This window comes from Streptomyces panacea (assembly GCF_040560175.1).
GTDB lineage: Bacteria > Actinomycetota > Actinomycetes > Streptomycetales > Streptomycetaceae > Streptomyces > Streptomyces panacea.
On record NZ_JARJHW010000039.1, the window covers coordinates 35,409 to 47,233 of the forward strand.

Here is an 11,825-nt window from a genome sequence, read left to right on the forward strand (position 1 = left end):
TTCCTTCAGTCGGCAGTCGTACGGTCCGATCGGCCACGGTAACCGCCCGGAGCGCGACTCAGGGCCCGAGCCGCGGACTCGCCCCGGGGCGGACGCCCGGCCCCGGCCCTTCTACTCGTTGAGCTGATCGGCCAGCTTCCGGGCCAGTCCCCTGGCCTTTTCCTGCAGTTCCTTGCTGTCGGGGACCGTCGTCGGGTGGGCCGGCTGCTCCGCGTACCGCACGGTCACGACCACATTCGATGTGCGAAAGACCACGCTGACCGTACGGCGCTTGGCGGCCGAACCGGACGAGGCGAAGACGTCGTCCACGAAGGCCGCGTCGCCGAGATTGTCCAGCAGACGGGGCTGGAGACCCGGGGGCGTCGTGCTGCCGGAGGGGGAGGGGCTGGTGGTCGTGCCGCCGTTGGGGGTGCTGCCGTCGGAGGGCGTTCCGGAGGGGGATCCTGAGGGCGATCCGGACGGATTCGCGTCGTCGCCCGCGTCGTCGCTCCCGTCGTCGCCCGCTTCGTCGTCGACGGGAGGCGGCAGGGCCGCGCCGTCCTCCTTCTTCGCGTACACCTCCTGCGCCTTGTCGGCGTCGCTCACCGCCGGGTCGTAGGACACGACGCGCTCGACGTCGATCACCAGGTGGTGCGAGGCGTTCGGGGCGTCGGCCGACCAGGAGCACCCGACGCGGCGATCGGTGTCGTACGTCACGGCCGCCGTGCCCTTGAACGCCTTCTCCCGCTGCTCCCCGGGGAGCTGGGTGACGCCCGGCAGCAGATCGCGCAGCGTGGCGCGGTCCACGGATCCGCACGGCTCGGGCAGTGTCTGGTACTTGCCCGGAGGCGCGGTGGACGTGGTGGCGACCCCGGCCTTGGCGTCGATGTCGGAGCCGTCGCCGCCGGTGCCTGAGGTACAACCCGCGACGAGTGTCACGAGCAGCGCCGCCAGGCCGGGTACGTACGCCTTTCGCTGCACGGTCCCTGGGCTCCTCATCTACGCGGTGTGGACATGAGTTCTAAATGGTCGCACTGGTGAGAACTACGCAGGTGCCGTGCTGGTTCCAAGTTCGGCACAGCCGGCGAGTTCACGCGAAAAGGGTTTGCCGCCGCATGGCGTGCGGTGGACACAATGTGTACCTCAAGCATTGCCGTGGATGCCGGTTCGCTGTCTGTTTTGGCGGTCCTGGTTCCGGTTTTTGCTCTATCAGACTTTCGGGGGAATCGAGGAACTATGTCGTACGTGGAAGTGCCGGGCGAGAAGGTCCCCATCCGCATGTGGACGGACCCCGCGTCGGTCGAGGACGTCGCGATGCAGCAGCTGCGGAACGTGGCGACGCTGCCCTGGATCAAGGGCCTCGCCGTGATGCCGGACGTCCACTTCGGCAAGGGCGCGACGGTCGGCTCGGTGATCGCGATGCAGGGCGCGGTCTGCCCGGCGGCGGTGGGCGTGGACATCGGCTGCGGCATGTCGGCGGTCAAGACGTCCCTGACGGCGAACGACCTCCCGGGCGACCTGTCGCGCCTGCGCTCCAGGATCGAGCAGGCCATTCCGGTGGGGCGCGGGATGCACGACGACCTGGTCGAGCCGGACGGGATCGGCGGCGAGTGGGACGACTTCTGGGCGCGGTTCGACGGGATCGCGGAAGCGGTCAAATTCCGTCAGCAGCGGGCGGTGAGGCAGATGGGAACGCTCGGCGGCGGGAATCATTTTGTCGAGTTTTGCCTAGATTCGACCGGATCTGTTTGGTTGATGCTGCACTCCGGTTCCCGGAACATTGGGAACGAACTGGCGGACTTCCATATCGGCGTGGCGCGGGCCCTTCCGCACAACCAGGACCTGATCGACCGGGACCTCGCGGTCTTCGTCTCCGACACCCCGGAGATGCGGGCGTACCGCAACGACCTGTTCTGGGCGCAGGAGTACGCGAGTTACAACCGCGCGGTGATGATGGGCCTCTTCAAGAGCGTCGTCCACAAGGAGTTCAAGAAGGCGGGGGTCACCTTCGAGCCCGTCATCTCCTGCCACCACAACTACGTCTCCGAGGAGCGGTACGACGGCATGGACCTGCTGGTCACCCGGAAGGGCGCGATCCGCGCCGGCAGCGGTGACTACGGGATCATCCCGGGCTCCATGGGCACGGGGTCGTACATCGTGAAGGGTCTCGGCAACGAGGCGTCCTTCAACTCCGCGTCGCACGGCGCCGGCCGCAAGATGAGCCGGAACGCCGCGCGGAAGAAGTTCTCGGTGCGGGACCTGGAGGACCAGACGCGGGGCGTGGAGTGCCGTAAGGACTCCGGAGTCGTGGACGAGATCCCGGGCGCGTACAAGCCGATCGAGAAGGTCATCGACCAGCAGAAGGACCTGGTCGAGGTGGTGGCGAAGCTCAAGCAGCTGGTGTGCGTGAAGGGGTGAGCCCGGGTGGGGGGAACGCTTGAGGAAGTCCCGCGGGAGCGGACGCCGCACCAGCGCGTCCCCCGCTCGGCCGTGGCACGGCGCATCGCCGGGCCGCGGCCGGCCGGGCCCTTCGCGTGACCCCGACGCACCGATCGTGGCCACCCTGCTCGCGCTCGGGATCCCCGGTTGTCAGACCCCGGTGGCAGAGTGACGCGCATGAACACGGAGGACTTCTGGCGCCTGGTCGAGTCGGCGCGCGGGGACGGCGGGCCGTTCGCCGGCGCGTTGGTCGACCGGCTGGCCGCGGGCTCCAAGAGCGAGATCCTGGAGTTCCAGCAGCGGTTCGAGGAGCTGTGCGGCGCCGTGTACCGCTGGGACGTCTGGGCCGCCGCCTATCTCATCGGCGGTGGCTGTTCGGACGACAGCTTCATGGACTTCCGCGCCGGGCTGATCGGCCTCGGGCGGGACTGGTACGAGCGGGCGGCTCTCGCGCCGGACAGCCTGGCCGGCCATCCCGCCGTGATCCGGGGTGTCGGATCGCACGGCGACCAGGTGGTGTTCGACGAGTTGGTCCTCTATGCCGCCGCCCGCGCCTTCGAGAGGCTGACCGGTGGTGACGGCGACGCCTTCCATGAGGCGTGGGAGCAGTACCGGGCCTCGCACGGCGTCGAGGAGATACCCGACGACATGGGCGAGGACTTCGACTTCGACGACGCCGAGGGAATGCGGCGCCGGCTGCCGCGGCTCGCCTCACTCCACCTTGGCGAGGCGGCCGGCTGAGCCGGCCGTCAGGTGGCGCGTACGGACGCCTCGTACGCCCGCTGGACCAGGCCGATCTCAGCGACGTTCTTCGTCAGTTCGAAGTTGAGCCAGCTCGCCACATGGACCAGTTCCACGTTCTCGCCCCAGGGCAGGCCCGATGTCCGGTGCTTCGAGTCCAGGTCGGGGTCCGTGAGTTGGAGCAGTTCCGTGCGCCAGGAGTCCTTCAGGGAACGCAGCCAGGTGATCGTGGACTCCGTGGTGCCCGGCCAGTGGATGGACTCGCGGGGTGGGGCTCCCTCGCCGAAACAGTGGGTGAGGGTGGTGGTCCACCAGAAGCCGATGTGCCAGGTGAGCCAGCCGATCGAGGTGCTGGGGACCGGGTCGGGCTCCGGGACCTGCCAGTCGGCCACCCAGTGGCCCTCGGCGTCCGGGCGGACCGTCCAGCAGTCGGGGGACGGTTCCCAGAGGCAGGCCCGGTCGTCCAGATCCTTCTGGTAGTACTCGAACAGCGCCCAGGCCATGTCGAGTTGGCGGACCAGCAGGTCAACGCGGGGGACTGGCGTCGTCATGACAGCGAGCGTTCCACCGGGGGCGGCCGGCGGCAAACGATTTTGTCGGGCGGCCCGCACCGCGCGGCCGGTGCCCGGTGTGGTGTCTACTGGCGGGAGTCCTGCCACCTGAGCCGGGAGATCCGCCGCCGTGCCCGACCGCCCCAATCTGCTCGCCGACTGCGGAAGCTGCTTCGGGCTGTGCTGTGTCGCGCTGCCCTTCGCGGCGTCGACGGACTTCGCCGTCGACAAGAAGGCCGGGCAGCCGTGCTCGAACCTGCGGACGGACTTCCGCTGCGGCATCCATACGCGCCTGCGGGACGAGGGCTTCCAGGGCTGCACGGTGTACGACTGCTTCGGCGCGGGCCAGCAGGTCTCGCAGGTCACCTTCGGGGGCACGAGCTGGCGGGACGACCCGGGGAGCGCGCCGTCGATGTACGCCGCGTTCGCCGTGATGCGGCAGCTGCACGAACTGCTCCGGTATCTGACCGATGCCCTGACGATGGAGGGCGCCCGCAGCCTGGACGCCGATCTGCGGGCCGCGCTCGACGCCACCGGGCGGCTGGCCGCGAGCGACGCCGAGACCCTGCTGGAGCTGGACGTGGCCGGCCACCGGGCGGGCGTGAACGAACTGCTGCTGCGCACCAGCGAGCTCGTCCGCTCGGGGGTCCGCCGCAAGCGGATGGACCGCAGGGGCGCCGATCTGATGGGCGCCAAGCTCAGAGGCGCCGACCTGCGGGGCGCGAATCTGCGGGGCGCGTATCTGATCGCCGCCGACCTGCGCGGCGCCGATCTGCGGATGGCCGATCTCATCGGAGCGGACCTGCGGGACGCCGACCTGCGGGGCGCCGATCTCACCGGCGCCCTGTTCCTCACGCAGTCCCAGCTCAACGCCGCGAGGGGCGACGCCGCGACCGTACCGCCGGCCGCGCTGGCGTGCCCCTCGCACTGGTGACGGCGGCGCCGGTGGCCGTCAGAGCTCCCTGTGCACCTTGGTGTTGGACGCCTGTGCCCGGGGGCGGACCACCAGGAGGTCGATGTTCACGTGGTGGGGGCGGGTGACCGCCCAGGTGATGGTGTCGGCCACGTCCTCCGCGCTGAGCGGCTCGGCGACCCCCTCGTACACCTTCTCCGCCCGCGCCGTGTCCCCGCGGAAGCGCGTGGACGCGAACTCCTCGGTCTTGACCATGCCGGGCGCCACCTCGATGACGCGGACCGGCGTGCCCACGATCTCCAGCCGCAGCGTCTCGGCGAGGACGTGCTCGCCGTGCTTGGCCGCTACGTAGCCGCCGCCGCCCTCGTACGTGGCGAAGCCGGCGGTCGAGGTGAGGATCACCACCGTGCCGTTGCCGCTCGCGGTGAGGGCGGGGAGCAGGGCCTGGGTGGTGTGGAGGGTGCCGATGACGTTCGTCTCGAACATCCGGCGCCAGTCGTCCGGGTCGCCGCTGGCGACCGGGTCCGCGCCGAGCGCGCCGCCCGCGTTGGCGACCAGCACGTCGACGGACGGGAGGCGCCCGAGTTCGGCGGCGAAGGCGTCGACGGCCGCGCGGTCGGTGACGTCGAGGACGTACGCCGTGGCGGAGTGCCCGGCCGCGTTGATCTCGGCGGCCAGCGCCTCGATACGGTCCTTGCGGCGGGCGGTCACGACGACGTGCAGGCCCGCGGCCGCGAGTTGGCGAGCGGTGGCGGCTCCGATGCCGCTGCTCGCTCCGGTGACGACGGCGGTGGGTGTACCGGCGGCGGTCATGGCGTACTCCTCGCGCGTGTGGGCGGCTGATCCGGGTGGGGCGGCTGATCGACTTCCGGCCAGGATAGGCACCCGGTGCGGCTCAGTGGTCGCGCGGGGCGTACATCAGTACGGCCATGCCGACGAGGCAGATCAGCGCGCCGATGATGTCGTAGCGGTCGGGGCGGTAGCCGTCGGCGACCACGCCCCAGGCGATCGATCCGGCGACGAAGACGCCGCCGTACGCCGCGAGGATGCGGCCGAACTCGCCGTCCGGCTGGAGCGTGGCGACGAAGCCGTACAGGCCGAGCGCGATCACCCCGGCGCCGATCCAGATCCAGCCCTTGTGTTCGCGTACGCCCTGCCAGACGAGCCAGGCACCGCCGATCTCGAAGAGGGCGGCGACGGCGAAGAGGGTGATGGAACGGGCCACAAGCATGAGGTCAGCCTGCCATGAGGGTGGAAGGGGCGACTCGCCACGCTGACGGGTGGTCAAGTATGAGGGGCTTTAGGGGTATCTTCATATTATGGGCGGAATGCGTAGAGTGATGTTGGTGGTGTCCACCGCGGCCACGGCCGTGGTCCTGAGCGCCGGATCGGGCGCGGGCTCGGGTACGGGCTCGGGTATCGGCTCGGGTACGGGTTCCGGCGTGGGCCCGGGATCGGGCGCGGGATCCGGCGTGCGCGTGGAGGTGGGCGTGGAGACCGAACGGGGCCCGGTGGAGGCCGACGTGGCGCACCACGGGCACGTCTCCCTGTGGGGCGGACGCCTCGCCGTACGGCTCTCGACCGGCAACCACGGCCCGTCGGACCTGGCCGGCGCGACGGCCAGGCTGGGCTTCTCCGTACCGCTGGCCGTCGGGCAGAAGCTGCCGGACGCCTGTGTGTGGGGCGGGAACCAGATCGTGTACTGCCAGGCGGGCGCGTTGCGGGCGGACGGGCGGGGCAGCGAGTTCCTGCTCGACCTGCGGACGATCGGCGATCCCGCCGAGGTATCCGTGGACATCGCCACCGTCTGGAACGGCGGCGCCGACGACCGCAACCCGGACAACGACAAGCACCATGTGCTCGTCCCCGCGACCGGCGATCTGTACGTCTACTGAGGGCTTCGGCGAGCCGGGCCCGCCAACTACGCCGCCGCGCCGCCGAATTCGCGTACGGCCTCGTCGACGATCGCCGCCAGACGCGCGTGGTGCGCACCGCGCCAGTAGACCCGGCCGCAGGCCGTGCACTGCGCGAACACGTCGTACGTACGCTGCGTGCCCTGCTCCAGCCGGTCCTCGACCGAGTCCTTGTCCGCCGCCCCGAGCCGCCCGTTGCACGCCGTGCAGCGCGTCCACGGGGCGAGCGCGGGCGCGAACCGTTCCAGCACGTCCCGCAGCTGGTCGTCCGTGCGGTCGCTGTAGATGTACGCCCCCGCCCAGATCTCCCGGCGCCGCAGCAGACCCCGGTCGCGGGAGAGCATCACCCGCCGCTCCTCGGCCGAGAGCGTGGCCAGCGCCGCGTCGCCGATGTCCTCGCTCTCGTACGCCGCGTCGATGCCCAGCAGCCGCATCCGGCGCGCGAGGGTGCCGAGGTGGACGTCGAGCAGGAAGCGCAGCGGCGCGCCCGGTACGCGCTGCGGCCGGGCCACCGCCCGGACCTCCACCGACTCGCCCGCCGACGGGATGTGCGACGTGGCCACCGGGCGTCCGCCGACGAGGAGTTGGCCGGCCTCGGTGAGCGGGACGCCGAGGGATTCGACGACATGGCCGAGCGTGGACGAGCCGTCCGTGACCACGGCCGTGGGCCCGTCGCGCCGCCCGGCCGGGACGAAGACGTGCAGCTCAGGGGCGAAGGTGAGGTGGATCTCCGGTCCGTTCACCTCGCCAGCATGACATCGGGCCGCGAGGTGGGCCAGGGCTTTCCGCGCGGGTGGGACCGTGGCCCCGGGTCCCGGCGTGACCGGGGCCCCGGCCGTGCTTCATTCCGCTTCGACGCCCGCTTCGGGCTCCGCTTCGACGCCCGCCGCGAGGTCCGCCTGGAGGCCCGCCTCAAGGTCCAGCCGCCACTCGTTGCACCGCATCATGTGGCCGACCGGATACTCGAAGTCGCTCTCCCCGAGCAGCTCGAAGCCCGCCTTGCGGCACACCGCGTTCGACGCGCCGTTGCCCACCGACGGGTACGCCATCAGACAGCGGTGCTTGCGCTCCGCCCGCGCCCGCTCCACCACCGCCTTCGTCGCCGCCACCGCGAGCCCGCGGCCCTGGAACTCCCCGAGCACGCCCCAGCCCGTCTCGTACACGTCCTGCCCCTGCCAGGTGGTCTCCCAGAAGCCGGTGTTCCCCACCGGCTCCCCGTCCGGCAGCAGGACGATCCGGAACATCCTGCCCTTGCCCGTCCGGTCGGCGCTCAGCGTGACGTACCTGTGGTGCCTGGCCAGCAGCTGGTCCTCCGTCTCGGGACCGCCGAGGTGCGTCATCAGCTCCGGCGCGTTCCCGGCGCGCAGCAGCCCGAGATCCCCCTCCGACCATGGCTCCAGCCGCACCCGGGGTGCTTTCATCTCCATGGGACCGACTGTAGAGCGAGGCACTGACAACGGAACCGCCGAGCGGGAGGTGCGGTCACATGAGCTACACCGGCGTCTGGTCCGTCGGCGCCGTACCGGACGCCGAGGTCGTCGCCCTGCCCCGGCGGTTCGCCCATCTCGACGAGACCTGGACGGTCCCGGACGGCTGCGCCGACGATCTTCGCTGGTGGCTGGGCGGCGGCGACCGCGAGCCGTACTTCACGCCGGGCCCGACCGCCGCCGCGCGTCGCTTCGCCGCTTTCGCGCGCGGCGGCGGCCCGACCGCGCCCGCCGTGGCGGCCATGCGGGAGGCGGCGACCGACCTCCTGCACCGGGCCGAGGCCGACGGGACCGACCCGGAGGGGCTGTTCGCCGTGGCCGTACGGAAGGGGGAGCCCGCGACCGCGCTCCACCACGGGCTGGGCGCCGAGGCGTCCGCCCAACTGCCGGGCTGGTTCGGGGACTTCCTCCTCACCGCCGACGAGGTGCGGGCCGTGCTGCCGGACGCCGAGTCCGTGCTGGCCGTGACGGGGCCCCGGCGGACGGAGGTGCTCGCCCGCGTCGACGCCTGGGCGTACGCGATGACCGACGCGCCGGAGGGGGAGTTCGACGGCGCAGGACTGCTGGCCGGGCCGCTGCGCGTGCTCCGGTACGCCGCCGCTCACGGCCGGGGCGTCGTCGCCGTGACGGGGGCCTACTGAATCGAGTGCGCGTACGCCGTCGGCGGCACGCCCACCGTCGCTGTGAAGTCCCGCACCAGATGCGCCTGGTCGCTGTAGCCCAGCTCGGCCGCCAGAGCGGCCCAGTCGAGCTCCTCGTCCGCCTCGGCGCGCTCCAGCGCCTCGTGGATGCGGTGCCGGAGGATGACCCACTTCGGCCCGACTCCCACGTACGTGGCGAACAGCCGCTGCAACGAGCGCACCGAGAGCCCGGCCGCCGTCGCCAGCCGCGCCGCCCGCCGGATCGTCCGGTCCGCGCCGACCAGGCCGACCACCCTCATCGCCTCGTCGGCCCCGGGATCCGGCCGCGCGCCCAGACCCAGCAGGTACGCGTCGAGCGCGGCGACCCGCGCGTCCTCCTCAGGAGGGTCGAGGATCGCGTCGACGTCCGCGTCCGTCGCGGGCAGCACCTCGGCGATCGGCACCCGCCGCCCCGACCACTCGGAGACCGGCCACGCGGGGGCGAAGGGGTGGAAGCCGCCGGGGCGGAACTTCACCCCGCACACCCGCCCGCGCGCCTCCAGCTTCTGCGTGAACAGTTCGAGGCCGATGCCCGCGACCTCGCCCCAGGGCGGGGCCGTGCCGAACCGCTGGAAGACCACGTTCACCGAGGGGTGCGGGACGACATGGGAGGCGTACGGCCGCGACAGGTCCCAGTCGATCAGCCAGTACGACTCCACGTACCGGCGCAGCTCAGGAGCCGGCAGGCGGCGGCGGAAATCGACCCGCGCGAAAAGCGCGGAGGCGTCGACGATGCCTCGTGTGTCGCGCCGGGGACCTGTCATGGCCGGATCCTATGTCGCGTTTTTTCAATACGCCGAGGTGCGGCCGCTCGTAGCGTCGGAACCATGACAGACAAGATCAGCGCCCTCATCGAAGCGGCCGCCGCCGACGCCCTCCCGGTGCTGCGCGGGGTGCGCGACGACCAGCTCACCCTGCCCACGCCCTGTGCCGAGTACGACGTGCACGGCCTGCTGGACCACCTGTTCCAGGTGATCACCAACTTCCAGGTGCTCGCCGCCAAGGGCGAGTCCGACTTCGGCGCGGCGGCCGAGCGCCTGTCGGACGACCGGCGCGAGCGCTTCGCCGTCGAGATCGCCGGGCTGATCGAGGCGTGGGCCGCGCCGGGCGCGGAGGACGGCCTCACCGGAGCCATGAACATGCCCGCGCGGACCGTCGGCGCGATGGCCCTGGGCGACCTGACCGTGCACTCCTGGGACCTGGCGCGCGCGACCGGGCAGCCGTACGAGCCGGACGCCGCCGTCGTACGGATGCTGAACGACGAGTTCGCGGCGCTGGCGCCCACGGCCCGGAAGATGCACGTCTTCGGCGAGCCCTTCCCCGTAGGGGAGGACGCGACGCCGTTCGAGGCACTGCTGGCGGTGACCGGCCGCGATCCGGCGTGGCGGCGGCCCGTCAGCGTGTAGTGACCCCGGCTATTGCGGCGGCGGTGATCGCCGACTCCACCGCCGCGACGCGGTCGGCCAGCAGGCCCAGCGCCGCGACCGCCCGTGTCATGGGGTCGCCCTCCGGGCCGCCGAGTGCCTGCCTCCGTATGTAGGTCGCCTTGATCTCCGTCCAGCGGTCGGCCTGTTCGGGTGTCAGTGACGATCGCAGCTCGGCCAGCCGCAGCAGATTCGCCTCGGCGCCCGTGGTGAGCGTCTGGGCCTCGCCCGCGTAGTGGTCGTCGACGACGGCCGACAGCTCCGCGTCGTTCATCACCGGGTCGATCCGCGCGGCGATCTTGTTCATGTCGCGGTACGAACCCTGGAGCTGGAACGGCGGTGCGGTACGCGACTCGTCCGTGCGTGCCGCCGACGCGATGTACGCCTCGTTCACGGCGAGGACCGTGCGCCGGGCCGTCAGCAGATGCCGCAGGACGGCGACGACACGGTCCAGCTCGGCGGGGGCGTACGGATGGATCAGGGTGTTCGACACGGCGGTCGGATCGCCCGCCGCGAGGCGCACCAGCACGTCGAGATCGCGCCGGTCGCGGCCGGCGAGTGGAGCGAGCACCGGGTTGGACGTGAGCGCGTTCTCCACGAAGCTCAGCGCGAACACGTCCTCCTTGCCGGTCAGCACATCGCCGAGATTCCAGACGTCCGCGCGGTTCGCGAGCATGTCGGGGACCCGGAAGCGCCCGCCGGCCCCGGTGTACGGATTGCCGGCCATGCAGACCGCGAACCGCTTGCCCCGCAGGTCGTACGTGCGCGCCTCGCCCTCCCACACGCCCTCGATCCGGCGTTGCGCGTCGCACAGCGCGATGAACTTCTGGAGCAGCTCCGGTGACGTGTGCTGGATGTCGTCCAGGTAGAGCAGCGTGTTGCTGCCCGCCGCCAGCGCGAAGTTGATCTTCTCGACCTCCCGGCGCGCGGTGGCGTTCGGCGCCTCGGCCGGGTCGAGCGAGGTGACGGTCCGGCCGAGCGCCGGGCCGTCGATCTTCACCAGGAGGAGGCCGAGCCGGTCGGCGACGTACTCCATGAGCGTCGTCTTGCCGTAGCCGGGCGGTGAGACGAGCAGCAGCAGGCCGTTGGTGTCGGTGCGCCTGCTGTCGTCGGACGTGCCGAGCTGCTTGGCGAGGTTGTCGCCGACGAGCGGCAGGTAGACCTCGTCGACGAGCCGGTTCCGTACGAAGGAGGACATCACCCGGGGCCGGAACTCGTCCAGCCGCAGCCGGGCCCGCTCGGCGGCCACCAAGGCGGTGCGTCGGCGCTGGTACGCGCGGAAGCCGGGCACCGTGTGCTCACGGAAGTCCCGCGTCCTGAGGAGGAGTTCGTCGATCCGTACCGTCATCCGGCGGCCGGTGACGCGCGGATGGCTGCCGAGCAGGCCGTCCACCTCGGTGGTGAGGCGCGCCGTGGAGCCGTACCGGTCGAGTTCCGGGCAGAGTTCGACGGCCACCGCCTCGGTCAGGTCGCCGGGGTCGGTGGGTCCGTCGGCGGTGGCGCTGTACGAGGTGAGCCAGGTCTCCACGAGCTGCCGGCGGGCGGCGAGGCCGTCCTCCCGCGCCTGCTTCAGATCCTCGGCCAGCGCGGGGCCGCCCGGGGAGCGGTGGAAGCCGTCGAGCAGCGCGCGGGCCGCCGCGCCCGTGACGAAACCGGGCGGGCCGCTCGTCAGCTCCTCGAAGAGGTAGTCGGCGACGG

At 71.7% G+C, this 11,825-nt stretch carries 14 protein-coding genes; 6 read left to right on the forward strand and 8 right to left on the reverse strand.

Annotated features, from left to right (window positions below):
- Positions 1–111: 111 nt before the first annotated feature.
- On the reverse strand, positions 112–960 hold the full coding sequence (locus tag P3L51_RS12580; RefSeq protein WP_354605235.1) for a DUF3558 domain-containing protein: 849 nt from the start codon (positions 958–960) through the stop codon (positions 112–114).
- Positions 961–1,215: 255 nt separating this feature from the next.
- Here P3L51_RS12580 and P3L51_RS12585 point away from each other — a divergent pair, with 255 nt between their 5' ends.
- Both P3L51_RS12585 and P3L51_RS12590 read left to right on the forward strand, forming a co-directional pair.
- Complete coding sequence (locus P3L51_RS12585) at positions 1,216–2,397, forward strand: RtcB family protein (protein WP_354605236.1); 1,182 nt, start codon at positions 1,216–1,218, stop codon at positions 2,395–2,397.
- A gap of 198 nt (positions 2,398–2,595) precedes the next feature.
- On the forward strand, positions 2,596–3,159 hold the full coding sequence (locus tag P3L51_RS12590) for a DUF4240 domain-containing protein (protein ID WP_354605237.1): 564 nt from the start codon (positions 2,596–2,598) through the stop codon (positions 3,157–3,159).
- 8 nt (positions 3,160–3,167) lie between these two features.
- Here P3L51_RS12590 and P3L51_RS12595 read toward each other — a convergent pair whose 3' ends face one another.
- Positions 3,168–3,710 carry a DinB family protein gene (locus P3L51_RS12595; RefSeq protein WP_354605238.1) on the reverse strand — a complete coding sequence of 181 codons (543 nt, stop codon included), beginning with the start codon at positions 3,708–3,710 and terminating at the stop codon, positions 3,168–3,170.
- A 130-nt stretch (positions 3,711–3,840) separates the two neighbouring features.
- Between P3L51_RS12595 and P3L51_RS12600 the strand changes: the two genes are divergently transcribed.
- Positions 3,841–4,644 (forward strand): pentapeptide repeat-containing protein, encoded by an 804-nt coding sequence (locus P3L51_RS12600; RefSeq protein ID WP_354605239.1) that lies wholly within the window; start codon positions 3,841–3,843, stop codon positions 4,642–4,644.
- 18 nt (positions 4,645–4,662) lie between these two features.
- On the opposite strand, the gene P3L51_RS12605 is transcribed toward P3L51_RS12600, so the two are convergent.
- Positions 4,663–5,436 (reverse strand): SDR family NAD(P)-dependent oxidoreductase, encoded by a 774-nt coding sequence (locus P3L51_RS12605; protein ID WP_354605240.1) that lies wholly within the window; start codon positions 5,434–5,436, stop codon positions 4,663–4,665.
- An 82-nt stretch (positions 5,437–5,518) separates the two neighbouring features.
- On the reverse strand, positions 5,519–5,854 hold the full coding sequence (locus P3L51_RS12610; RefSeq protein WP_354605241.1) for a YnfA family protein: 336 nt from the start codon (positions 5,852–5,854) through the stop codon (positions 5,519–5,521).
- 115 nt (positions 5,855–5,969) lie between these two features.
- On the opposite strand from P3L51_RS12610, the gene P3L51_RS12615 reads away from it, so the two are divergent.
- Entirely contained in the window at positions 5,970–6,518 is a 549-nt protein-coding gene (locus P3L51_RS12615) for a hypothetical protein (RefSeq protein WP_354605242.1), read from the forward strand.
- Positions 6,519–6,544: 26 nt separating this feature from the next.
- Here P3L51_RS12615 and P3L51_RS12620 read toward each other — a convergent pair whose 3' ends face one another.
- Complete coding sequence (locus P3L51_RS12620) at positions 6,545–7,279, reverse strand: Mut7-C RNAse domain-containing protein (RefSeq protein WP_354605243.1); 735 nt, start codon at positions 7,277–7,279, stop codon at positions 6,545–6,547.
- Between the two features lie 99 nt (positions 7,280–7,378).
- On the reverse strand, positions 7,379–7,963 hold the full coding sequence (locus tag P3L51_RS12625) for a GNAT family N-acetyltransferase (protein ID WP_354605244.1): 585 nt from the start codon (positions 7,961–7,963) through the stop codon (positions 7,379–7,381).
- Between the two features lie 59 nt (positions 7,964–8,022).
- Between P3L51_RS12625 and P3L51_RS12630 the strand changes: the two genes are divergently transcribed.
- Positions 8,023–8,664 (forward strand): hypothetical protein, encoded by a 642-nt coding sequence (locus P3L51_RS12630; protein WP_354605245.1) that lies wholly within the window; start codon positions 8,023–8,025, stop codon positions 8,662–8,664.
- Here the strand turns inward: P3L51_RS12630 and P3L51_RS12635 are convergent.
- Positions 8,658–9,467, reverse strand: a complete 810-nt coding sequence (locus P3L51_RS12635) for an AraC family transcriptional regulator (RefSeq protein ID WP_354605246.1) — start codon at positions 9,465–9,467, stop codon at positions 8,658–8,660. The two genes, P3L51_RS12630 and P3L51_RS12635, sit on opposite strands and share 7 nt — an antisense overlap.
- 63 nt (positions 9,468–9,530) lie before the next feature.
- On the opposite strand from P3L51_RS12635, the gene P3L51_RS12640 reads away from it, so the two are divergent.
- Positions 9,531–10,109: a TIGR03086 family metal-binding protein gene (locus P3L51_RS12640; RefSeq protein ID WP_354605247.1), complete on the forward strand. Its 579-nt coding sequence runs from the start codon at positions 9,531–9,533 to the stop codon at positions 10,107–10,109.
- On the opposite strand, the gene P3L51_RS12645 is transcribed toward P3L51_RS12640, so the two are convergent.
- Positions 10,099–11,825: ATP-binding protein (locus P3L51_RS12645; RefSeq protein WP_354605248.1), on the reverse strand; the 1,727-nt coding region annotated here is incomplete at its 5' end. The genes P3L51_RS12640 and P3L51_RS12645 overlap by 11 nt on opposite strands.

Bases quoted from the DNA above. Each gene is read 5' to 3' on its own strand.
- P3L51_RS12585 (WP_354605236.1), top strand. From the start codon at position 1,216: ATGTCGTACGTGGAAGTGCCGGGCGAGAAGGTCCCCATCCGCATGTGG.
- P3L51_RS12590 (WP_354605237.1), top strand. From the start codon at position 2,596: ATGAACACGGAGGACTTCTGGCGCCTGGTCGAGTCGGCGCGCGGGGAC.
- P3L51_RS12595 (WP_354605238.1), bottom strand. From the start codon at position 3,710: ATGACGACGCCAGTCCCCCGCGTTGACCTGCTGGTCCGCCAACTCGAC.
- P3L51_RS12605 (WP_354605240.1), bottom strand. From the start codon at position 5,436: ATGACCGCCGCCGGTACACCCACCGCCGTCGTCACCGGAGCGAGCAGC.
- P3L51_RS12610 (WP_354605241.1), bottom strand. From the start codon at position 5,854: ATGCTTGTGGCCCGTTCCATCACCCTCTTCGCCGTCGCCGCCCTCTTC.
- P3L51_RS12625 (WP_354605244.1), bottom strand. From the start codon at position 7,963: ATGGAGATGAAAGCACCCCGGGTGCGGCTGGAGCCATGGTCGGAGGGG.
- P3L51_RS12630 (WP_354605245.1), top strand. From the start codon at position 8,023: ATGAGCTACACCGGCGTCTGGTCCGTCGGCGCCGTACCGGACGCCGAG.
- P3L51_RS12635 (WP_354605246.1), bottom strand. From the start codon at position 9,467: ATGACAGGTCCCCGGCGCGACACACGAGGCATCGTCGACGCCTCCGCG.
- P3L51_RS12640 (WP_354605247.1), top strand. From the start codon at position 9,531: ATGACAGACAAGATCAGCGCCCTCATCGAAGCGGCCGCCGCCGACGCC.